19 protein-coding genes are annotated in these 21,744 nt (G+C 58.5%); 13 read left to right on the top strand and 6 right to left on the bottom strand.

Annotated elements, in window-relative coordinates:
• Positions 1-160: 160 nt before the first annotated feature.
• Together thiS and FEZ62_RS01760 are read left to right on the top strand one after the other, a co-directional pair.
• Positions 161-361, top strand: a complete 201-nt coding sequence (gene thiS, locus FEZ62_RS01765) for a sulfur carrier protein ThiS (protein WP_069901280.1) — start codon at positions 161-163, stop codon at positions 359-361.
• Positions 362-417: 56 nt separating this feature from the next.
• A complete protein-coding gene (locus FEZ62_RS01760; RefSeq protein WP_172926621.1) occupies positions 418-1,215 on the top strand; it encodes a thiazole synthase in 798 nt (265 codons plus the stop codon).
• A gap of 26 nt (positions 1,216-1,241) precedes the next feature.
• On the opposite strand, the gene FEZ62_RS01755 is transcribed toward FEZ62_RS01760, so the two are convergent.
• The gene (locus FEZ62_RS01755; protein WP_172926620.1) at positions 1,242-2,048 is read right to left on the bottom strand and encodes an IclR family transcriptional regulator; all 807 of its coding nucleotides are present in this window, start codon (positions 2,046-2,048) and stop codon (positions 1,242-1,244) included.
• A 190-nt stretch (positions 2,049-2,238) separates the two neighbouring features.
• On the opposite strand from FEZ62_RS01755, the gene FEZ62_RS01750 reads away from it, so the two are divergent.
• The 3 genes from FEZ62_RS01750 (at position 2,239) to FEZ62_RS01740 (ending at position 6,028) form a co-directional block, all read left to right on the top strand.
• Positions 2,239-3,903 (top strand): choline dehydrogenase, encoded by a 1,665-nt coding sequence (locus FEZ62_RS01750; protein ID WP_172926619.1) that lies wholly within the window; start codon positions 2,239-2,241, stop codon positions 3,901-3,903.
• A gap of 84 nt (positions 3,904-3,987) precedes the next feature.
• Positions 3,988-5,310, top strand: coding sequence for an MFS transporter (locus tag FEZ62_RS01745; protein WP_069901095.1), 1,323 nt, complete (start codon positions 3,988-3,990; stop codon positions 5,308-5,310).
• Between the two features lie 328 nt (positions 5,311-5,638).
• On the top strand, positions 5,639-6,028 hold the full coding sequence (locus FEZ62_RS01740; RefSeq protein WP_069901279.1) for a DUF3461 family protein: 390 nt from the start codon (positions 5,639-5,641) through the stop codon (positions 6,026-6,028).
• Between the two features lie 9 nt (positions 6,029-6,037).
• On the opposite strand, the gene FEZ62_RS01735 is transcribed toward FEZ62_RS01740, so the two are convergent.
• Entirely contained in the window at positions 6,038-6,277 is a 240-nt protein-coding gene (locus tag FEZ62_RS01735) for a hypothetical protein (RefSeq protein ID WP_172926618.1), read from the bottom strand.
• A gap of 217 nt (positions 6,278-6,494) precedes the next feature.
• Here FEZ62_RS01735 and FEZ62_RS01730 point away from each other — a divergent pair, with 217 nt between their 5' ends.
• The 5 genes from FEZ62_RS01730 (at position 6,495) to FEZ62_RS01710 (ending at position 12,639) form a co-directional block, all read left to right on the top strand.
• Entirely contained in the window at positions 6,495-7,475 is a 981-nt protein-coding gene (locus tag FEZ62_RS01730; RefSeq protein ID WP_172926617.1) for a MoxR family ATPase, read from the top strand.
• An 8-nt stretch (positions 7,476-7,483) separates the two neighbouring features.
• Positions 7,484-9,208 (top strand): cobalamin biosynthesis protein CobT, encoded by a 1,725-nt coding sequence (locus FEZ62_RS01725; RefSeq protein WP_172926616.1) that lies wholly within the window; start codon positions 7,484-7,486, stop codon positions 9,206-9,208.
• 352 nt (positions 9,209-9,560) lie between these two features.
• Complete coding sequence (locus tag FEZ62_RS01720; protein ID WP_172926615.1) at positions 9,561-10,577, top strand: TRAP transporter substrate-binding protein; 1,017 nt, start codon at positions 9,561-9,563, stop codon at positions 10,575-10,577.
• 144 nt (positions 10,578-10,721) lie between these two features.
• Positions 10,722-11,303: a TRAP transporter small permease gene (locus FEZ62_RS01715; protein WP_150548418.1), complete on the top strand. Its 582-nt coding sequence runs from the start codon at positions 10,722-10,724 to the stop codon at positions 11,301-11,303.
• Positions 11,296-12,639 carry a TRAP transporter large permease gene (locus FEZ62_RS01710; protein WP_172926614.1) on the top strand — a complete coding sequence of 448 codons (1,344 nt, stop codon included), beginning with the start codon at positions 11,296-11,298 and terminating at the stop codon, positions 12,637-12,639. The genes FEZ62_RS01715 and FEZ62_RS01710 overlap by 8 nt, the downstream gene beginning before the upstream one ends.
• A gap of 114 nt (positions 12,640-12,753) precedes the next feature.
• Here FEZ62_RS01710 and FEZ62_RS01705 read toward each other — a convergent pair whose 3' ends face one another.
• The 4 genes from FEZ62_RS01705 to FEZ62_RS01690 form a co-directional block, all read right to left on the bottom strand.
• Complete coding sequence (locus FEZ62_RS01705; RefSeq protein ID WP_069901083.1) at positions 12,754-13,857, bottom strand: dihydrolipoamide acetyltransferase family protein; 1,104 nt, start codon at positions 13,855-13,857, stop codon at positions 12,754-12,756.
• Positions 13,858-13,888: 31 nt separating this feature from the next.
• Complete coding sequence (locus tag FEZ62_RS01700; protein ID WP_172926613.1) at positions 13,889-14,878, bottom strand: alpha-ketoacid dehydrogenase subunit beta; 990 nt, start codon at positions 14,876-14,878, stop codon at positions 13,889-13,891.
• The gene (gene pdhA, locus FEZ62_RS01695; protein WP_172926612.1) at positions 14,871-15,959 is read right to left on the bottom strand and encodes a pyruvate dehydrogenase (acetyl-transferring) E1 component subunit alpha; all 1,089 of its coding nucleotides are present in this window, start codon (positions 15,957-15,959) and stop codon (positions 14,871-14,873) included. Before pdhA ends, FEZ62_RS01700 begins: the two co-directional genes overlap by 8 nt.
• Before the next feature lie 71 nt (positions 15,960-16,030).
• Positions 16,031-17,053, bottom strand: a complete 1,023-nt coding sequence (locus tag FEZ62_RS01690; protein WP_069901077.1) for a Glu/Leu/Phe/Val dehydrogenase dimerization domain-containing protein — start codon at positions 17,051-17,053, stop codon at positions 16,031-16,033.
• Positions 17,054-17,283: 230 nt separating this feature from the next.
• Between FEZ62_RS01690 and FEZ62_RS01685 the strand changes: the two genes are divergently transcribed.
• The 3 genes from FEZ62_RS01685 (at position 17,284) to gcvP (ending at position 21,676) form a co-directional block, all read left to right on the top strand.
• The gene (locus FEZ62_RS01685; RefSeq protein ID WP_172926611.1) at positions 17,284-18,087 is read left to right on the top strand and encodes a transglutaminase family protein; all 804 of its coding nucleotides are present in this window, start codon (positions 17,284-17,286) and stop codon (positions 18,085-18,087) included.
• Positions 18,088-18,427: 340 nt separating this feature from the next.
• Positions 18,428-18,811: a glycine cleavage system protein GcvH gene (gene gcvH / locus FEZ62_RS01680; protein ID WP_090514183.1), complete on the top strand. Its 384-nt coding sequence runs from the start codon at positions 18,428-18,430 to the stop codon at positions 18,809-18,811.
• A gap of 9 nt (positions 18,812-18,820) precedes the next feature.
• On the top strand, positions 18,821-21,676 hold the full coding sequence (gene gcvP, locus FEZ62_RS01675; RefSeq protein ID WP_172926610.1) for an aminomethyl-transferring glycine dehydrogenase: 2,856 nt from the start codon (positions 18,821-18,823) through the stop codon (positions 21,674-21,676).
• Positions 21,677-21,744: the final 68 nt, after the last annotated feature.

The following is a 21,744-nucleotide window of genomic DNA, read 5'->3' as shown; positions in this document are numbered from 1 at the left end:
ATAGAACCAGTTTTTACCCAACTGAGGTGCCAGCGCCGCACAGGGGCATTTCACCGCGCCGTACTGGACCAATATGACTGGCACCATTGGCCCTTCTGAGGCGCACAGAATCAATCAACCATGCAGCCAAAGCGAACCACCACGGTGCGATACACGCATGATTGAAATCATCCTTAACGGCACCGCGCAGCAAGTGCCGGAAAACCTGAGCCTGCTCGAACTGCTGGAGTTGAACGGTCTGGTTGAACGACGTCTGGCTGTTGAACACAACCTGCAGGTTATTGCGCGCAGTGAGCTGGCCACACGGCGCCTGCAAAGCGGCGATCGCCTCGAAATAGTCCACGCCATCGGCGGCGGCTGATTCGGGCTTTGCGATAGCCGCAAGCAAGGATTTAATTCTGTTGATCAGGAGTGTTTATGACCCACGCAGCAGCAATAGCCGACCCGCTGATAATTGCCGGCCAGGCCTTTCAGTCGCGCTTACTGGTTGGTACTGGCCACTATGCAGACTTGGCTGAGACACAAGCCGCCGTGAATGCCAGCGGCGCGCAGATCGTCACCTTTGCTGTGCGCCGCAGCAACCTTGGCCAGAATGCTCAGGAACCGAATCTGCTCGATGCCATTGCGCCCGAAAAATTCACGCTCCTGCCCAACACCGCAGGCTGCTACACCGCCAAGGATGCCGTACGCACCTGCTTGCTGGCCCGCGAACTGCTTGATGGCCATGACTTGGTCAAACTCGAAGTTCTCGGTGATGCGCAAACACTCTACCCCGATATCGGCGAAACCCTGATTGCTGCGCGCCAACTGGTTGAACTGGGTTTCAAGGTGATGGTTTACACCAGCGATGACCCGTTGGTAGCGCGGCGCTTGGAAGAACTGGGCTGCGTGGCAGTGATGCCATTGGGTGCGCCAATCGGCTCGGGACTGGGAATTCGCAACCCCTACAACATTCGCCTGATTGTCGAAAATGCTCACGTACCGGTAATCGTTGACGCCGGCGTGGGCACGGCATCTGACGCGGCAATTGCCATGGAGCTGGGCTGCGATGGCGTCCTGATGAATACCGCAATTGCCCGCGCACGCGAACCGATTCGCATGGCATCAGCTATGCGTCAGGCCGTTAGCGCCGGACGAGAAGCGTATCAGGCCGGACGCATGCCGCGTCGTTTGAGCGCTGATGCATCGTCCCCGTTGAGCGGCTTGTTTATCTGAAGCCTGGGCACCGGTGCCCCGCTGTTTCAGGCGCCGGTTGTTTGCGAGACAAACATCAACGCCAGCTGCGCTGCTGCCGCCTGCATGTCTTCAATTCCATCAATCAAGTCATTCAGGCTCTTGCGCGCAGTCGGCGCGTGACACGCCAACGCGGCCACACAACGACCCTGCGCATCGCGAATGGGCACAGCCACGGCGACCATCCCCGCCACAAATTCCTCACTGTCGATACCCACGCCCCGGCTGCGTATGCGCTCAAGCTCGGCTTGCAGCAAACCCGTGTCGGTGATGGTGCGCGAGGTCTGCGCCAGCAATGGAATGCAGGTTAATAGTTGCTCACGATCTACAACCGGCATTTCAGCCAGAAACAGCTTGCCGCTCGCCGTACAGTGCAGTGGAACATGTGTGCCAGGCTCGACATGCAAGCGCAGCGGTTCTGTGGTCTCGACCCGATCGATATAGATCACTTGCGAGCCATCCAGCGCAGTCAGATTGCAGGTTTCCCCCAGCTTGCGAACCAGCGATTCAAGAATCAGCCGATGGCGCTGCATAACCACGCCATTGCGCAACAGGTGCAAACCCAGCTGCCCCGAACGCGGGCCGAGCAAATAGGACTTTTCGTCCTCTTCGCGCAGCAAGAACCCCAGCCGCTCCATCGCCTGCACCATCCTTAGCAGTGTGGCCTTGGGCGTATCCAGACGATGACTCAGCTGCGCCAGCGACAAGGGCGAATCGGACTGAGCGATGGCGTCGAGCAGCAACAAAGCCCGCAAGCTGCGATCTGGCGTGGCAGTGTCCAGCGCTTCATCTGCTTTTGATACGTTTTGTTCCATTTGTCATACCGCCTGTTAATTGTGGCATGAAAATAACTCCATGATTATAAACAAAATATCTTACAGGCCAGTAAATACAAGGCCGTGGACTCAATCACAAGTCATTTCTGGCCCAACAACAATGAACCGTTTTGTTCTAATTTGATCTCGAAGTTCGGTTTCGCACTAATAAAAACAAAGAGGATTTCGAATGTCGCTCATCTATGACTTCGTCGTAGTGGGTGCTGGATCTGCTGGCTGTGTGCTGGCTAACCGGCTCAGCGAGAACGGGCGCTACAGCGTCTGCTTGCTCGAAGCCGGCCCACCGGATCGGTATCCGTGGATCCACATCCCTATCGGCTATGCCAAAACCATGTTCCACCCTGTCTATAACTGGGGGTTCTACACCGACCCCGATCCTGGCATGAACAACCGCCGCATCTATTGGCCGCGCGGCAAGGTGTGGGGTGGATGCAGCTCCATTAACGGGCTCATCTACATTCGCGGTCAACAGGCCGACTACGATGCCTGGGCCGACGCGGGCAACGAAGGCTGGGCCTGGAAGGATGTACTGCCGTATTTTCGTCGCAGCGAAAATAACGACCTCGGCCCCGGCCCTACCCGCGGCACAGACGGGCCACTCAGCGCCTCCAGCATCAAGGCCCGCCATCCACTCACAGAAGGTTTCATCAACGCTGCCGTTGAGCTGGGCGTTCCGCGCAGCAAGGATTTCAACAGCGGCGATCAGGAAGGTGTTGGCTACTACCAGCTGACCACCCGCAATGGCTTGCGTTGCAGCACCGCAGTCGCGTACCTGAAACCTGCACAGAAACGCAGCAACCTGACCATCATCTCGCAGGCTAAAGCCCAGCGCGTGCTGTTTGAAGACACACGGGCCAATGCGGTGGTGTATGAGCAAAACGGCCAGCAACTCACGGTAAAAGCCAAACGTGAAGTGATCCTCAGCGCCGGCGCCCTGCAATCGCCACAACTGCTGCAACTCTCCGGCGTTGGCCCGAGCGAGCTTTTACAGAAGTTCTCGATCCCGCTGGTAAAAGACCTCCCTGGCGTGGGCGAGAATCTGCAGGACCATCTGCAAATTCGCATGATGTACGAATGCACCCGCCCGATTACCACCAACGATGAACTGCGCTCGCCGTGGCGCAAACTGCGCATGGGCCTGCAGTGGCTGTTTACCCGCAGCGGTCCGCTGGCAATCGGCATTAACCAGGGTGGCTTGTTTACCAAGGTTATTGAGCAAAGCAAGACGCCGGATATTCAGTACCATTTCGGCACGCTCAGCGCCGATTCGGCTGGCGGCAAAGTGCATCCGTTCTCAGGCTTCACCATGTCGGTGTGCCAGTTGCGGCCGGAGAGTCGCGGGTACGTGCGCATTGTCTCGGCCGATCCCAATCAGCCGCCGTCGATGCAGCCCAACTACCTGTCGACCGAGCTTGATCGCCAGACGGTAATTGCCGGGGTTCGTTACACCCGCAAACTGGCGGCCACCGGCCCGCTCAAGGACTTGATCAAACGCGAACACCTGCCCGGCATTGAAGCGCAGAGTGACGAGCAAATCCTCGAGTTCTGCCGGCAATACGGCGCGACCATCTTCCACCCGTCCGGCACCTGCAAAATGGGTTCAGACCCATTGGCGGTGGTCGATTCACGTTTACGTGTTCACGGCCTCCAGGGCTTGCGCGTGGTCGACTGCTCGATCATGCCGACGCTGGTTTCCGGCAACACCAACGTGCCGGTGGTGATGATTGCCGAGAAGGCCTCGACGATGATTCTCGAAGATGCGCTCAAGCCGTCGCTGGCCACGGTCAACGTCAACCCGACAAAAACCTCAGAGTTGTGTGCCCACGCCTCTTGAGTCACTGCAGCAATAGAGCCGCCGTGGCGCGCGAGCTGTGCGCAAGCGGCTTGATTGCCGAGCCAAACACAAAGGAATACTGACATGTCCACGCCAAATCCCGTGCGCAAAGTCGTAATCGCAAGTGTCATAGGCGCCACCATCGAGTGGTACGATTTTTTCCTTTACGGCGTCGTCGCCGGCATCGTTTTCAACCAGCTCTACTTCCCCAGTGATGACCCACTGATTTCAACCATGCTGGCTTACGGCACCTTCGCTGTCGGCTTTTTGAGCCGGCCGATTGGCGGGGTTATCTTCGGCCACTTTGGCGACAAGATCGGTCGAAAAAGTATGTTGGTCATGACCATGATGATCATGGGCGTGGCGACCTTCTTGATTGGCCTGGTGCCCAGCTATGACAGTATCGGCATCTGGGCGCCTCTGCTTCTGTTACTGCTGCGTGTTTTCCAGGGCATCGGCCTGGGCGGTGAGTGGGGAGGCGCGGTGCTAATGGCCTTCGAATATGCGCCGAAGCATAAGCGCGGATTCTATGCCAGCCTGCCGCAAATCGGCCTTGCCATCGGCCTTTGTCTGGCCTCGGGCGTAGTCGGTGCGCTGTCGTACTTCCTCACCGAGACACAGTTTCTCGAGTGGGGCTGGCGGATCGCCTTCCTGCTCAGCGCCGGTCTGGTATTTGTCGGCACCTGGATTCGCCTGAACGTCATGGAAAGCCCGGAGTTCGCCAAGGTCAAAGCCGACAACGCCGAAGCCGCCATTCCATTTGTCGACATGATGAAGCGCTACCCGAAGAACGTTCTCGCCGGTATGGGAGCGCGGTATATCGACGGGGTGTTCTTCAACGTATTCGGCGTGTTCTCCCTTAGTTACCTGACCCAGACCCTCAATTTACCGCGCTCCGAAGCACTTATCGGGGTCATGGTTGCGGCGGTGGTGATGTGCTTTACGATCCCCATGTTTGGCGCATTGAGTGACCGCATCGGCCGCACCCGCGTGTACTTCTGGGGTTCGCTGATTACCGCACTGGCGGCATTCCCGGCCTTCTGGTTGATGATGACCAGCGAGGGCAATATGTTCCTCATCTGGATGGCGATCGTAATCCCCTTCGGGATTTTCTATGCCGCCGTTTATGGCCCGGAAGCGGCTCTGTTTTGCGAGTTGTTTGACGCCAAGGTGCGCTACACCGGCATCTCGTTCGTCTATCAATTCTCAGGGATATTCGCCAGCGGCCTGACTCCGATGATTGCCACCGCGCTGATGCGCAGCAGTGACGGGCAACCGTGGACGACGTGCCTGTATGTGTTGTTCGCCGGCGCGGTAAGTGCCTACTCGGCCTGGTGGATTGGTAATCGCAAGAAATCAACAACGGCAGCGCCGCGAATGTCTACGGCGCCGGTCACCAACAGCTAAGCCACACACCTGAAAGTTGGCTGATACAAGCCCCGCTGCGTTAATCCGCTGCGGGGCTTTTGCTTGCCCGAACAACGCTGGCACCATCGCAGGGCCAATGCTGGCTCTTGGCCAATCGAGCTTGCCGACTAAACTGTGCACACCTCTCCGCAGGAGAGCGGCACCCCCTTCCGAACTGCGCCTTGCACCTGAACATGCAGATCGAGAATCGCTGAAAACAATAACAATCCGCCCCAATTTGCTCAGCTGAGGAATCATCAGCCGGGTTGATTGCCGTGCGCTTGCAATGGAGCCGAATTATCGATCACTGATTTCTGAGGTAACTGCCATGACCGACTACCCAACCCTGAAAGAGATGGGCATTAGCGCTGTAGAATCAATCAAACGCTTCAGTTTGCGCCAGGAGCGTGACCGCGATGTACTGAAGATCTACTTTGAGCGTCCGGCCAGCTCATTGCGAGCACACAGCCAGAAGTTCACCTTCGCTCATCCGCGCACAGCCATCCCGGGCCAGAGTCGGCACAGCCAGGCTTACGCAGAGTTGAGCAACAGCAGCCCGGTATTATGCAGCGCACTGGCAGAACTCAAACAACTGACCACAGCTGAAGTCCCGCAACTCTCGCCCAAGGCCGAGGTATTGCAGGATCTCCAGCATCTGGAACGTGTTATGGAAGGCAAACTTGCCGAGATTCGCCAGAAAATCGAATGCCTGGCCTGAGTATCAGGCCTATGCGGGCGCAGCGGGTTGAGCCATCTGCGCCATTTTGCTGGCGAACAGCTGAGCCATCGCCTCGGAGTCACCACCGGCTTCATCCAGCGCCTCAACTACAGCCTGCAAGGTAGGCAAGGTCTTGGCCAGCAAGGCCTCGACATACTGCTCCGGTGTTACCTGTGTATGCGCCTCATAGCGCTGAAACAAATCACTCAGCTGGCTGTTGAGGGCAAGGGTCAGAGTCGTGTTCGACATGCGGGAAGCCTCTTTATTGTTTCTGTCTGGCCCCATCCTTAGCGCGCACGCGCGCCTTCCATAGAGCCAGTTGCACTGCAGTTTTGGCTCCAGCCCCAGCAAAGCTCCACTGTTTAAGCCCGTTCCTGGCCCATCGTTGAATGCCAACTGGCCCCTGCCCCTGATCAATAGCGCCCATAGAATCGGTTGAACTCATTCCGTTTCAGAGGCACTGCGCATGACTGATCTGACCCTTGAATCTGCCAGCCGGCTGGTCTCTGCCCGTGAACTGTTCGGTATCGACAGCAACATGCGCGTACCAGTCCTGCTCAAGCACGATCACCAGGTGCCGGAAATCGACAGCGCCTACCGGTTTAATCCGGAAGTCACGCAAGCGGTGTTGGCAGGTTTTACCCGCAACCGTCGGGTGATGCTTCAGGGCTTGCACGGCACGGGCAAATCAACCCATATCGAGCAGATAGCGGCGCGGCTCAACTGGCCTTGCGTTCGGGTTAATCTGGACGGCCACATAAGCCGCCTGGACTTGATCGGCAAGGACGGCATTGTGTTGCGGGACGGCAAACAGGTCACCGAATTTCAGGAAGGCATTCTGCCGTGGGCGCTGCGCCGGCCAGTGGCGCTGATATTCGATGAATACGATGCCGGGCGCCCGGACGTGATGTTCGTTATTCAGCGCATTCTTGAGCGTGACGGCAAACTCAACTTGCTCGACCAGAATCAGCTGATCACCCCGCACCCGCAGTTTCGCCTGTTCGCCACGTCTAACACGGTCGGTTTGGGCAACCTCAATGGTTTGTACAGCGGCACACAAGTGCTCAATCAGGCGCAGCTCGACCGCTGGAATATCGTCGCCTGCCTGAACTACCTGCCCCCGGCTGAGGAGCAGGCAATTGTAGCCGCGCAGGTTCCGCAACTGCTTGCCCTCTACCCTGCACAACTGCTTGAGTCGATGGTGGCGGTGGCCGGCCTGACCCGTGAGGGCTTTGCCTGTGGCGACCTATCAACACTGATGTCGCCACGCGGTGTAATTGCATGGGCCGAAAACACTGAGATATTCGGTGATCCGGCGCTGGCATTTCGCCTGTCATTTCTCAACAAGTGCGACGAAGCCGAGCGCAGCATTGTCGCGGAATACTACCAGCGCTGCTTCGATGATGAACTGCAAGAATCGGCGTTGCCGCACTTGGCGCTGGCGTGAGCAGTGACATGCAACACCCACGACGCGAGAAGCGCCAACAGCAACTCGAAGAGCTGTGCGCTGCGTCTCTACGGGCGTTTTCCGGAGAGCGTCGCGTGCGCTATCGAGGCGCCCGGCTGGAAGTCGACGGCCAGCGCGTTGCGGTGCGCGCACCGCATCTGCACCCGGATCCACAACAGGATAACTTTGCGGCCTACCGCGCCGTCGCCGACAGCCTGGCGCTGAAACTCAAGCACAGCGACCGCGCGCTTTTGCACACGCAATTACCTGCGCATCCGATTGCCCGGCTGGTATTCGAACTGCTTGAGCAACTGCGCGTTGAGTCACTGGTGAGCGACTGCCATCCGGGCATGAAACGTAATCTTATGCAGCGCTACGGCAACTGGAGTCAGCAGTTTCTGGACTCAGGGCAAACCGAAGGGCACGTCGGCCTGATGCTCTTCACTGTGGCGCAGATGAGTTGGTTCCTGCTCTGCGGCGGGCGCGCCAGCGAGCAAACTGAAATGCTCATTGAAGCGCCGCGCCTGAGCCTGCTCGGTCACTTCGGCGCGCACTTCGGACTGCTAAGGCGAACGCGTAATGAGCAACTGCGCTTCGGTGAACACGCGCTTTGGATTGCCGATAAAGTGGTCGAACTGCTGGATCAGCTTGATGCAGAACTGCTCAATAACGATGAACGCAAAGTCTCGGAAATTGCTGAAAAATCACACCTGGCTTTTGCCTTGCTGCTCGACAGTGAGAGCGATGCAACGGGCGATGAACACGCCACGACGGCTGGCGCAGGCAGCACACGCAACGGCCACAACGCGTTCACCTACCCGGTTTTCAGCCGCGACTATGATCGCGAGTTGAACGCTGCGAATCTGGTGCGCAGCGACCTGTTAAAGCAGCTTCGCCAACGCCTCGACCAGCGCGCTGCCGAACAAGGCCTGAATCTGCCGAGACTGGCCAGACGCCTGCGTAACCTGCTGGCCGAACCGCAACGTGATGGCTGGGCATTTGCTCAGGCGGACGGTCAAATAGACGCCGGAAGACTCAGCCGCCTGATCATAAGCCCCGAGCAGCGCGAGATATTCCGCCATGAACGCGAGCGGCCGCACAGCGATTGCTGCGTGACCCTGCTGGTCGACAACTCAGGTTCAATGCGTAATCACATTGAGTCGATTGCGTTACTGGTCGACACCTTGAGTCGCGCCCTTGAGTTAGCCGGCGCCAAGAGTGAGATCCTTGGCTTTACCACTGGCCAGTGGAATGGCGGACGACCGCTTAAACGTTGGCGCGCGGCAGGCCAACCGGCCAATCCTGGCCGTTTAAATGAGCTTGAGCACCGCGTATACAAAGACGCCAGCACCTCTTGGCGCAAAGCCCGGCCAAGCATTTCGGCGCTGCTGAAATCGGATCTGTTCCGCGAGAGCGTCGACAGTGAAGCCTTGCTCTGGGCGCATCAGCGATTGCGCCGCTGTGATGCTAAACGGCGCATCCTGATCATCATCAGCGACGGCTGCCCAATGGACAGCGCCACCCATCAAACCAATGATCAGGACATTCTCGACCTGCACCTGAAACAGGTCGCACGGCAGATCGAGCAGCAGCCGGGTGTGGAATTATACGCATTGGGCGTGGGCCTGGATCTTAGCAACTACTACCAGAACAGCCTCGAGCTGGACTTGTCACAGAGCTTCGACAACCGGGTTTTCGACGAGATTTTACAGCTCTTGCACACACGCCAGTAGGCGTGCACCATCGCTGCCAACTGGCCCCTTCAGCGCCCCTTTTACACTCATAAAAATGAGTCATTTTTTGGTGCAAACAGCTGATTTAGAGCGATTTATTGCCCCTAAACCGCGCACTTAAAACTGGCCCCAGACAGGCGCTTGATGTGGCCCTAAACAGACCTCAAACACAGGCGGATTATTGGTCCCGGTCAAACGTAAAGACGGGAAAATAATACGGCATCGCAGACATTAGCAGCACTGCAATGCAACACACGTCTCTTCGGTTTTGCTCGAGTTTGGTCCCAGGATTTTGGAAACCGCTCGGCCTGCACTTTCGTAATCCAAAACAACTAGAACGGAGTACGCAGTTATGACAACCAGCAAACAGTTCACCCGACCGCTCGCCCTCGCCATGTGCTTACTGGCATCTGCGCTTGGCAGCAGCATGACCCACGCGAAGACCTTCCGTGTTGCAGTGGGCGACGGTGCCGGCGGCACCCAACACGAACTCGGCCTGAAGTTTGCTGAGGAGCTGAAAGCCCGTACCAACGGCAAGGATGAAGCCAAGCTATTTCTCAATGGCCAACTTGGCAGCGAAGAAGACACCGTCAGCAACGCCGCAATGGGCACCCTCGACTTCTCGATTCTGGCGATCAACAACGTCACACCGTTCTCGCCGTCCGTTGGCATTCTGACCATGCCCTACATGATCCAGAGCCTGGATGATGCCGTGGCCATGACGCAAAGCGACATCGGCAAGCAGTTGATCGACAACACCGTGCGCGATGCCGGTGTGCGAATCATCGGCTGGGCTTACTCGGGTTTCCGGGTACTGACCAACTCGAAAAAGCCGGTGAACACCGTCGCCGACCTCAAGGGTTTGCAGATTCGCGTACCGAAAAACGAAATCATGATCGACACCTATCGCGCCTGGGGAATTAACCCAACGCCAATGGCCTGGTCGGAGACGTTTACCGGCTTGCAACTGAAAGTGGTCGATGGTCAGGACAACCCGTACCTGACTGTGAACGCGATGAAGTTCGACGAAGTGCAGAAGTACGTCACCAACCTGCGCTACCTGTTCTCCATTGAACCGCTGATTGTCAGCGAGTCGATGTTTGAAGAGCAGACTCCGGAAATGCAGCAGATCATTCTGGATGCAGGCAAAGCTGCCACCTTGCACAGTGAAAAGTGGCTGGTTGCGCAAGAAGACAAGATCAAGCAAGAGCTGACCGCCAAAGGCATGGTAATCACCGACCCGGCCAATGGCGAGCAAGAATGGATCGATCTGGCAGTCAGCAAGGTGTGGCCTAAGTACTACGAGCAAATCGGCGGTAAAGATCAGGTCAATGTCGTGCTCAAGGCCCTGGGTCGCGACACCATCTAAACCGTCAGGTGCCGGCAACCCCGGCACCTGCTCCCCCTTTCCCTGGTCACGGTCTGCGGCGAACTTGCTGTTCGCTGCGGGCTAATTGCTCACGCAGCACAACGCCCGCTTCTACCCTGAAGCCGAGCGTTCAGGAAGGCGATCATGAAACCTGCCAGCCGCTTCTTCAAAATCATCGACAACCTCGAGAATTACATTTGCCGGGTCCTGTTGGCCTTGTTTGTAATTATCCTGTTTGCGCAAATTCTCAGCCGTAACCTGTTCAATCACTCCCTTTCATGGACCGAGGAATTGGTTACCTACATGTTTGTCTGGTTCGCATTCTTCGGCGCCAGTTACGCGGCCAAATTAGCCGCACACAACCGCGTTACGTTCCAGTTCAAGTTGATGCCACGCAAGGTTGCTGTAGCGCTGGAAGCGCTGTCGGATTTGATCTGGGTCTGCTTCAACTGCTACTTCGTCTACCTCAGCGTGATGTTCTTCATGAAGGCCAATGTCTTCTGGAAATCGCAGACGCTGGGCATCCCGATGAAGTACCTGTATCTGGTTCTGCCAATTGCGTTCACCTTGATGACCTTGCGCGTCCTTCAGGTCAACTATTACAAGCTGGTCAAGGGCATCGATATTCGCGACCCGGAAGCCCAGGAACTGGAAAAGATCATTCAGGACTCCCAAGCCAAAAACACCCGCGAAGTAAACCAGTTTCAGGAGCGGGTCCATGGTTGATACCACGATCGTCTATATCCTTTTCGGCTCCTTCATTCTGCTGTTGCTGATAGGCACGCCCATCAGCATTTCATTAGCAGTATCGGCCCTGGCCTCGTTTCTTTATCTGGGTGAGAACCCGATCAAGTTCGTCCAGATTGCCTTCACCTCAGTGGGCTCATTTCCACTGATGGCACTGCCGGCATTTATTCTCGCCGGCGCGCTCATGGAGGCGGCCGGCATTTCCAGGCGACTGGTAACGCTGGCCGAAAGCTTTGCCGGGCCGATTACCGGTGGCATGTCTGCCGCAGCCGTACTGGCTTGCCTGTTCTTCGGTGCAATCTCGGGCTCAGGCCCCGCGACCACGGCTGCCGTCGGCATGCTGATGATTCCGGCGATGGTCAAGCGCGGCTACGCCAAAGGTTACGCGTCGGCCGTTACGGCCTCTTCCGGCGGCCTTGGCATCATCATTCCGCCGTCGATTCCAATGGTGATCTTCGGGATCTCGGCCATGGGCATGCTGCCACCGCCGGCTGCGGTGGAGAAGTACGGCGCCTTTGACACCGTGTCGATTCCCAAACTGTTTATTGCAGGTGTGGTGCCCGGTTTGATGCTGGCGGGCGGCTTGCTGATCATGAATTACTTTCGCTGCAAAAAGCTCGGTTACACCGGCAGCAACGATGGCTGGTCAGGCAGCAAGATACGCAAGGCCATGCGCGATGGTTTCTGGTCGATGCTGGCACCATTCGTGATTCTCGGCGGCATTTACACCGGGCTGTTTACGCCGACCGAATCTGCCATCGTAGCAATTTTCTACACCTTGTTTGTCGGCCTGTTCATCCACAAGGAACTGCGCTTACCGGAGATTTTCAAATCGCTGGAAACCACCACCTGGATCACCGGCAGGGTGCTGGTGATTCTGTTTACCGCCACAGTGTTCGGCCGCTTGTTGGTTGAAAATCAGATTCCAGCGGTGGTGGCCGACTCGATGCTGAGCCTGACGAACAACATTTACCTGATCTGGATACTGATCATCGGGTTCCTGCTGTTTGTCGGCATGTTCATGGAAACGCTGGCTGCGATCATGATTCTGACACCGGTGATTCTGCCAATCACCTACACGCTGGGGATCGATCCGGTGCACTTTGGCATCGTTCTGATCTGCTGCCTGAGCATCGGCTTCATGACGCCGCCCATGGGCGAGAACCTGTTCATTGCCTCGGGTATTTCGGGAACTGCCATTGAAGACATCTCGAAACGGGCATTGCCATTCGTGGCCATCCTGACCATCGCGACCTTCATTATCGCCTGCGTTCCCGCAATAACCCTGACCTTGCCCAGACTGCTTGGCTACTGACAACCACAGGGTGCTGGCGACCCGCGATACAGGTCGCTGATTACAGCGCCAGTCAGTAGCCAGGCGATACCATGCAATTGCCAACGGGCTCACTACGGTGAGCCCGTTTTCGATTCAGGGCTGCTCCAGTGCATCGACCAATGCCTTGAGAAACCGCGCGGCCTCGCCTCCCGTAACGGCGCGGTGATCGAAGGTCAGCGACAACGGCAAAATCGGGTGCACCACGACCTTGCCGGCCACCGCAACGGGTTCATCACGGATGCCTCCGGCGCCGATGATGGTCACTTGCGGCGGGACAATGATCGGGTTGGCGTAACGGCCAAACAGCGTGCCGAAGTTCGACAGCGTGATGGTCGCGCCCATCATTTCCTGCGGCGGAATCGAGCGCGCCTTAACATCCGCGCGCAATCGCGCCATGCCCTCTTTCAAGTCCTCGGCGCTACGCGCGCCAACATCACGCAGCACCGGCACAAACAGGCCATCGGGGCTATCAACCGCAATGCCAAGATCCAGGTTCTGATGCTGCTTGATCGACAGTGACTGACCGTCAAACCAGCTATTGAGTACCGGCTCGACTGTACAGGCCTGGGCGATTGCCTGAGCCAGCCGCACCATCGGGTCACGCGCTTGCTTCCAGCGATGCAAATCGGCATCGCCGACAATCACCACCGGCACCACTTGCGCATGCGAGCGCGCCATGTTGATGGCCATGCTGCGGCGCACCCCGCGCAGTTTCTCCCCGCCGAATTTATCGCGTGCCGTCTGGCTTGCCGCCTCGACATCCGTCCTGGTAATCAGGCCATTGCTGCCACTGCCGCTGAGCCCGTCGAGATCAACGCCAACCTGCCGCGCAAACTGACGCACGGCAGGTGTCGCACGCGCAGCCGAGTGCTCACGAGTCGACGGCGCTGCACCGATGAAAAAGTGATCTTCCTGCTCGGCTTTGCCGCCGTCCAGGCGCCCGACCACGGTACCGGCATCCGCTTCGCCTTCATACGCCAACAGCGGCTCACCGACATGCAGAATGTCGCCCTCGTTGCCGAAGGTTTTCAGCACCACGCCATCATAAGGCGCGGGAATATCGACAATTGCCTTGGCGGTTTCGACCGAGACCAGCAACTGATCTGCCTTGACCGTATCGCCCGCAGCGACATGCCACTGAACGATTTCTGCCTCCTGCAACCCCTCACCCAAATCGGGCAATTTGAAGTTCTTCATACGGCTCTCCTGCACAGTTGAGCGCTGGCTATCAGGCGTATTCGAGCACCTCAGTGCACGCACTGAGAATGTCTGTCACCGCGGGGATGTAGAGTTGTTCCATCCGGTACAAAGGCGGTGGAATATCCGGCGCGGTTACGCGGACGATGGGCGCCTGCAAATCCAGCCATGCGCGCTCATACAAACCGGCGGCAATCTCACTGCCAACCGCGCAACTTTTCGGCGCTTCGTGAACAATCACGCAGCGTCCGGTTTTGCGCACCGAAGCCTGTAGCGTGTCCATGTCCAGTGGTTTGACGCAGGCCACATCAATCACTTCGACCGAAACGCCCTGCTCGCTCAGCGCAGCCGCCGCCAGCAGGCTTTCATGCACGCTGGCGCCCCAAGTGATGAGGGTCAGGTCTGCGCCCTCGCGCAAGGTGAAGCAGGTGTCCAGTGGCAAGCGTTTGCCATCATTCACCAGCGGTTGCGGGTTCATCCGGTACAGCCGCGTCGGCTCCAGAAACACCACCGGGTCCGGGTCGTCGATGGCCGCGAGTAACAGCCCATATGCTCTGGCCGGCGATGACGGAATGACCACGCGCAGGCCGGGAATCTGCGCAAACATCGCTTCGGTGCTTTCGCTGTGATGTTCCGGCGCGCGAATGCCGGCGCCCATTGGCGTGCGTAACACCAACGGGCATGTCAGCCGGCCACGCGTGCGATTGCGCATGCGGCTGGCATGCGACACCAGATGATCCAGCGCCGGGTAGATAAAGCCCATGAACTGGATTTCCATGACCGGTTTCAGCCCCTGCGCCGCCATGCCGACCGCCAATCCGCTGATCATGGTTTCCGCCAACGGTGTGTCGATCACCCGCTTCAACCCGAATGCATCGCGCAAACCCTGTGTGGCGCGAAATACACCGCCGTTTACGCCAACATCTTCGCCGAGCACCACCACGTTTTCGTCTTCATTCATGGCCCGGTGCAGCGCCAGATTCACCGCCTCGAGCAGGCTTAATTTGCTTGGCTCATTCATGCTCGGCCTCCCTGCGACTGGCGCGTTCCAGCAAGTCTTCACGTTGTTCTGCGAGCGCCTGCGGCCACTGCGCATAGACGTAGTCGATAATCGCCTCGACAGGCGCCGCATCGACACCCTCGAATGCATCGACCGCCGCTTGCACCTGAGCCTGACACGTCTTGATCATCGCCTGTTCGCGGCTCTCATCCCAGCACTGTTGCGCCCGTAAAAATGCCTGCATGCGCTTGATCGGCTCACTCAGCCAGGCTTGCTTGACCTCGGCATCAGGCCGGTACCGGCTGGCATCGTCGGCGGTGGTGTGATCGCCCAGCCGATAACTCATGCACTCGATTAATGTCGGGCCTTTACCTTGCCGGGCTCGCTCCAGCGCAAGGCGTGTGCGGTGATAAACCGCCAGCACATCGTTGCCATCGACCTGTTCGCCACTGAAACCGGCACCGATTGCCTTTTGCGCCAGCGTGGCGGCAGCGCACTGGATCTTGCGCGGCACCGAGATCGCCCACTGGTTGTTATTGACGATGAACACCACAGGCAATTGCCAGGCCCCGGCGACGTTCAATGCTTCGAGAAAATCGCCCTTGCTGGTCGCGCCGTCACCGCAAGTGGTGACCGTGGCCCGATGCTCGCCACGGATTTTCATCGCGCTGGCGACGCCGCACGCATGCAAAGCCTGCGTGGCGATGGGTACGCAGAGCGGGAAGTCCTGTGCGACAGCCGGATCGGCGTAGTCGCTGCCGCGCTCATCGCCGCCCCAATAGAGCAGAATTTCTTCCATCTTCACGCCGCGCATCACTTGCACGGCCGTGTCGCGGTAGTACGGCACCAGCACGTCATCGGCATGCATCGCGGCGCCGATTCCCACGCCAACGGCCTCCTGGCCCAGCGTGGGCGCATAGGTGCCAATCCGCCCGGTGCGTTGCAGGGCGACGGCCTTTTGATCAAACAGGCGGGTTAAAACCATTTGCTGGTACAAGCCAATCAGCAACTGCTGGTCATCCGCCCACGCCGGCAAGGCTTCGAGCAGTTGACCGTCTGTGGCCAGAAATTGGCTGAAGGTGATATTCAAGCTGTCCTGCATGTTTAACTCCCCGACACCTTATGGGCGTCTGCCGATGCGTTGGCTTTTGGCCGCGGCTTCAGTGTTGCGACCTATTTTGGATAGAGCAGGCGCTCTGCCAGCGCGTCTGCTACACGGGCCGGTGGGCGTTTGTCGGCCTGCGCGTGGGCAAAAATTTCCGTGAGGCGCTGGCTGATCCGCGCCAGGTGAGCAGTAATCGCCGGCAGCTCCTGCCCCTGATGCTGCAAGGCGACGTAGATCAGGCCGCCGGCATTGATCACATAATCGGGGGCATAAAGGATGCCCCGCGCTTGCAAGGCGTCGGATATTTCAGGATTGGCCAACTGGTTATTGGCGGCGCCGGCGATTGCACTGCAACGCAGCCTGGTCACGCTTTCGGTATTGAGCACGCCGCCCAACCCGCAAGGCGACAGAATCTCGCAGGGCGTTGAGAGCAGCTCATCAGTCGGCACCGCCTTGGCGCCGAACTCTTCGACCGCCAGTTGCACGCGCCCTTGATCGATATCACTGACAATCAACTCGGCGCCGGCTGCATGCAGATGCGCCGCCAGCGCGTAGCCAACATGCCCCAAACCCTGAATGGCAACACGGATGCCCTCAAGCTCATCGCAGCCGAAGCGCGCCATCGCGGTCGCACGAATCCCGCTATACACGCCCATTGCGGTATGCGGTGACGGGTCGCCCGCCGAAGTGGTGCTGGTAACGTGCTGGGTGTATTGGGCGATACAGTCCATGTCGGCACTGGTGGTGCCGCTGTCCATTGCGGTGATGTAACGACCCTTGAGCGTTTCAATAAACCGGCCAAATGCCTCGAACAAGGCGGCACGATCATTCACGTGCGGCGGGCGCATGATCACCGCCTTGCCGCCCCCTTGCGCCAACCCGGCCAGGGCGGCCTTGTAACTCATGCCCTGGGCTAGCCGCAGGGCATCGCGCAGGGCGGCTTGTTCATCGGGATAGGTCAGGAATCTGCAGCCGCCCAGTGCCGGGCCGAGTTGAGTATTGTGAATGGCAATAATGGCCCGCAGGCCTGTGGCCGGGTCCTGGGTCATATGCAGTGACTCAAGACGCGATGCCGACATCATGCTGAACATGGTGCGCCCCTTGCTGAACACTCAGATGAGTATAGGCCCCGCCCTGAGTCCCGACTTATCCAGCAGATATAAGCCAGCCGCTGCTGAGTAACTCTGCGCATAAGCAGGCGATAAACTGCCATGCCCCAGCGTTTTGTCGGCTACGGCATAAAACCGTTCTGCAGCCAGCACTCAAACACTAGACGCAGCGCTCAAGGCCAGCTAAAACAGATGCATCAGAGGGTTTGCCAATGAATCCACGCGCCATGTGCATCGAGTGCCTCTCCCGCCAGCCCAGCGCCTTATTGGAGGCCGCGTTGTGGCTGGCCGCAGAGCATGATTCGACGCTGCAACCGGCCCTCGTGCTTGAGCAGTTCGGCGAATTGCAGCGCCAGATAGATGCGGCATTGCCCTCACTGCCACCACAAGAACTGGCGCAACCGCTGTTAAGACAGCTCAGTCACCAGGGCTTTCGTCAGGACGACAGTCCGCTGTTAACGCCCCGCGTCGCACTTTTGCACAGAGTTCTGCAATGGCGTTGTGGCCAACCGTTATCACTGGCGATCATTGCCTTGGAGCTGGCACGACGTCTGGGAATAGCCCTGCAGGGGATTAATTTTCCCGGCTACTTCCTGCTGCGGGTTCCCGGCGCGGATCATCTGCTCGACCCGTGCAGCGGACGGCGCTTGTACCCGCAAGACCAACGTGAATTGCTGCTGCGCACTCAAGGCGCGAACGCCAAATTACAGGCCGGGTACCTGCAGGTGGCCAGCGACCAGAACATGCTCCAGCGCTTGTCGCGCAATTTGCGCGAACTGCACACCCAGGCCGATGATTATCTGGCCGCCCTGAAAGATGCCGAGCGGGTGTTGCAGTTGGGTGAGCCGTCAGCGCCGGACCATCTGGCGCGCGCGCATCTGCTTGAACAATTGGAATGCCCGCAGGCGGCGCGTTACGATTTGCAGCGCGCCATGCTCCTGACCGAAGATGAGTCGCTGCGCTATCAACTGGCGCAACGCCTTCGCGAACTTCAGCAATCGCCTGCTATTCACTGAGCCGGAACTGGCCATTAATGGCTTGCTGACACGCACAAGCTGTATCTTATTCAATACAGCGTATCTAATTCGATACATACGGCGCAGATCCAGCATTCAGCGGGCCAAGCCCTGGATATAGGCCTTAACCCTGAAAATCCGTATCGAAATCAATACGCGTAAGGTTCTCGCTGTAACCTTGAAAAGCCCTCAAACGACTGATTTTACTGGTTTTTATTGAACAAACCGGCACTGGCACTGCCCTTGCTAGATTGTTTGATTAATAGCTCGCGACCCAACCGCGAGCATCAGACCATCGCCTGCAACAGAAACAGGCGAGCCTGTCACTTGAGGAGTTCACATGAGCGAATTGCGTTTTACCGTCGAGCACGAATGGCTGCGTCAGGAAGCAGATGGCCTGATCACTGTGGGCATCACCGCCTATGCCCAGGAAGCACTGGGTGACGTGGTATTCGTGCAATTGCCGGACACGCAAGCCTACAGCGCCGAAGCTGAAGTCGCCGTGCTCGAATCCGTCAAGGCAGCCAGCAATATCACCATGCCGCTGGACGGCGAAGTCGTTGAGATCAATGCAGAGCTAGAATCAAGCCCTGAGCTGGTCAACGAAGACCCGCTGGGCAAAGGCTGGTTCTTCCGCTTCCGCCCTGCCAACCCAGGCGCCATCGCCGACCTGCTTGACCAAGCAGCGTACGATCGCCTGCTAAACGCCAACGCTGACGCCTGAGGTTTGCTGATGACTGACCTGACGACCCAAAACGAATTTATCGCGCGCCACATCGGCCCGCGTGACGCTGATATTGAAGCCATGCTCGCGCAGCTGGGCTATGACTCGCTGGAAGCTCTGAGCGCCAGCGTCATCCCGGAAAGCATCAAAGGCACCAGCGTACTGGGCCAGACGCCGGGCCTCAGCGAAGCCGATGCACTGGCTAAAATCAAAACCATCGCGGCCAAGAACCAGCAGTTCAAGACCTTCATTGGTCAGGGCTACTACGGCACGCACACGCCGTCACCGATTCTGCGCAACCTGTTTGAAAATCCGGCCTGGTACACGGCTTACACGCCTTATCAACCTGAGATTTCCCAGGGTCGCCTCGAAGCCCTGCTGAACTTCCAGACCCTGATCAGCGACCTGTCCGGCCTGCCAATCGCCAACGCCTCGCTGCTCGACGAAGCCACTGCTGCCGCCGAAGCCATGACGTTCTGCAAGCGCCTGTCGAAAAACAAGGCCAGCAACAGCTTCTTCGCCTCCCAGCATTGCCACCCGCAAACCCTCGACGTTCTGCGCACCCGCGCCGAACCGCTGGGCATTGACGTGGTTGTAGGCGATGAAGCCGAAATCACCGACGCCAGCGCCTACTTCGGCGCCCTGCTGCAATACCCGGCCAGCAACGGCGATATCTTCGATTACCGCGCACTGGTTGAGCGTTTCCACGCAGCCAACGCGCTGGTTGCAGTGTCTGCCGACTTGCTCGCCCTGACTCTGCTCACGCCGCCAGGTGAATTCGGCGCCGACGTTGCCTTGGGCAGCGCTCAGCGTTTCGGTGTGCCACTGGGTTTTGGTGGCCCGCACGCGGCCTACTTCGCCACCCGCGATGCCTTCAAACGCGACATGCCGGGCCGTCTGGTCGGGGTCTCGGTTGACCGCTTCGGCAAGCCGGCTCTGCGCCTTGCCATGCAAACCCGCGAGCAACACATCCGCCGCGAGAAGGCCACCAGCAACATCTGTACAGCTCAGGTTCTGCTGGCCAACATCGCCAGCATGTATGCGGTTTATCACGGCCCGCAAGGCCTGACCCGCATCGCCAAGCGCGTGCATCAGATGACTGCAATCTTCGCTCAGGGTCTGGCCAAGCTGGGCCTTGCTGTCGAGCAGGAAAACTTCTTCGACACTCTGACCATCGCAACCGGCGCACGCACGGCCAAACTGCATGCGCACGCGCATCAGCTGTCGATCAACCTGCGCGTTGTCGATGATCAACGTGTTGGCGTGTCGTTCGACGAAACCACCGATCAGGCGGCCATTGAAAGCCTCTGGGAAGTCTTCGCCGAGCCGGGCAACAGCCTGCCAAGTTTCGACGAGCTGGCCAAAGCGGTTGCCAACCGCCTGCCGCAAGCACTGCTGCGTCAGTCCGAGATTCTCAGCCATCCGGTGTTCAACCGTTATCACTCCGAAACCGAGCTGATGCGCTACCTGCGCAAGCTGGCCGACAAAGACCTGGCGCTGGATCGCAGCATGATTCCGCTGGGTTCTTGCACCATGAAACTCAACGCCGCCAGCGAAATGATTCCAGTGACCTGGGCCGAGTTCGGCAACCTGCACCCGTTTGCACCGGCTGAGCAGAGCCTTGGCTACCAGCAACTGACCGACGAACTGGAGGCCATGCTCTGCGCTGCCACCGGTTACGACGGTGTTTCGCTGCAGCCAAACGCCGGCTCGCAAGGCGAGTACGCGGGCCTGCTGGCAATTCGTGCCTACCACATCAGCCGTGGCGACGATCAGCGCGATATCTGCCTGATCCCGCAATCGGCACACGGCACCAACCCGGCAACTGCCAGCATGGTTGGCATGCGCGTTGTGGTAACGGCCTGCGATGCTCGCGGTAACGTCGACATCGAAGACCTGCGCGCAAAAGCTGAAGAGCACAAAGATCGTCTGGCTGCCCTGATGATCACCTACCCGTCGACCCACGGCGTGTTTGAGGAAGGCATCCGCGAGATCGCGCAAATCGTTCACGACAACGGCGGTCAGGTTTACATCGACGGCGCCAACATGAATGCCATGGTTGGCCTGTGCGCACCCGGCCAGTTCGGCGGCGACGTATCGCACCTCAACCTGCACAAAACCTTCTGCATTCCGCACGGCGGCGGTGGTCCGGGTGTTGGCCCGATCGGGGTTAAATCGCACCTGATTCCATTTCTGCCAGGCCACGCCAACATGGCGCGCAAAGAAGGCGCGGTCAGCGCGGCACCGTTCGGCAGCGCAAGCATTCTGCCGATCACCTGGATGTACATCAGCATGATGGGCGGCGAAGGCCTCAAGCGTGCATCGCAGCTGGCGATCCTCAATGCCAACTACATTGCCCGTCGCCTCGAAGAGCATTACCCAGTGCTCTACACCGGCACCAACGGTCTGGTTGCGCATGAGTGCATCCTCGACATTCGCCCGATCAAGGACCTCAGCGGCATCAGCGTTGATGACGTCGCCAAGCGCCTGATCGACTTCGGTTTCCACGCGCCGACCATGTCGTTCCCGGTAGCGGGCACCTTGATGATCGAGCCGACCGAAAGCGAATCGAAAGAAGAGCTGGATCGTTTCTGCGACGCCATGATCGCCATTCGCGAAGAGATTCGTGCGGTAGAACGCGGCGATCTCGACAAAGACAACAACCCGCTGAAAAACGCGCCGCACACCGCTCTTGAGCTGGTTGGCGAGTGGACGCACAGCTACAGCCGCGAGCAGGCCGTTTACCCAACCGCCTCGCTGATTGACGGTAAGTACTGGCCACCCGTGGGTCGCGTCGACAACGTGTTTGGTGACCGCAACCTGATCTGCGCTTGCCCGTCGATAGAAGCGTACCAAGACGCCTAAGCAACACCGACAAACGCCTGCGCAACCCGCAGGCGTTTGTTATGGGGCATCGCCCCGCTTATTGAATA

Source organism: Pseudomonas sp. MS19 (assembly GCF_013277615.1).
GTDB classification, from domain to species: Bacteria; Pseudomonadota; Gammaproteobacteria; order Pseudomonadales; family Pseudomonadaceae; genus Aquipseudomonas; species Aquipseudomonas marincola.
The sequence above is the reverse complement of the archived record's forward strand: the minus strand, read 5'-3'. Positions and strand labels throughout refer to the sequence as shown.